Here is a 1,008-nt window from a genome sequence, read left to right as displayed (position 1 = left end):
CTACCGACTGAGCTAACGACCCTCACCACGACCAGTTCCGACTGCATTACTGCTTCGGCTCTGACGGCGGCCTATATTACGGATTTAAATTTCCGGTGCAACAGAAAATTCGTAATTTAAATCCGTTTGCTCACTGTGCGTACAAATGCAGGCTGTTTTTACAGTAGCGTTACGAAAACAGTGACATACAGCAATGTTACAGCTTGGCCAGACTCTGTTTGGCCAACTGGGCCGGCGAGGTGTTGGGATAGCCCTTGATCACCTGCTCATAGAAGGATTTGGCTTCCGCCTTCTTGCCATCTAGCTGCGCCAGCATACCCAGCTTCAGCAGCGCATCGGCTCGCTTGGGGGATTTGCTGTATTTGTTGGCCACGGTCGAAAACTGGGCCGAGGCACCGGCTCTGTCACCCTTGTTGAACAGCAACTGGCCGAGCCAGTAGTGTGCATTGGGAACATAGCCCGAATTGGGGTACTGCTTGATAAAGCCTTGGAAAGCCGGAATGGCTTTGTCGTAGTTCTTCTCTTTGAGCACCATGTTGACCGCTGCGTCGTAGGCCTGGTTCTCATCCTGATTGGTTGAGTAATTGGCGGTAGCAGCCGGTGTGGCAGCAGCGGGGGCCGGGGCGGCTGGAGCAGCTTGCTGGCTGCTGGCAACCTTGTCGAGCTCTTGGTAGAGCTGGCGCTGGCGCTCTTGCGACTGTTCCATCTGGTAGGTCTGCTGCTCCAGCTGACCACGCAGCTCGGAGACCTCCCCTTGCAGGGAGTCGACCTGTTGCTGCAATTCAGCTTGCAGTCGCAGACGGGCATTGAGGGTGCGCTCCAGCAGGGCAACCCGATCCTCCAGGCTACCGGTGGGCACGATGGCACCGTTGTTGCCACTAAGGACAACGCCACCACCCGAGTCACCGCCCAGATCGCTGACAGGAGCCGCAGCTTGCGCATTCAGAGCAACCAATACGGCCAGCGCAACGACAGCTTGCTTGTACACAGATTTCATTCGGATCAAAC

Annotated in this window: 1 protein-coding gene; it reads right to left on the bottom strand. The window is 56.2% G+C overall.

Features of this window, described 5'->3' with window-relative positions:
* Positions 1–196 precede the first annotated feature (196 nt).
* Positions 197–997: a tol-pal system protein YbgF gene (ybgF, locus tag AACR14_RS16115; protein WP_019446922.1), complete on the bottom strand. Its 801-nt coding sequence runs from the start codon at positions 995–997 to the stop codon at positions 197–199.
* Positions 998–1,008 lie beyond the last annotated feature (11 nt).

The organism is Aeromonas sp. 159 (assembly GCF_963862045.1).
GTDB classification, from domain to species: domain Bacteria; phylum Pseudomonadota; class Gammaproteobacteria; order Enterobacterales; family Aeromonadaceae; genus Aeromonas; species Aeromonas veronii.
The sequence above is the reverse complement of the archived record's forward strand: the minus strand, read 5'-3'. Positions and strand labels throughout refer to the sequence as shown.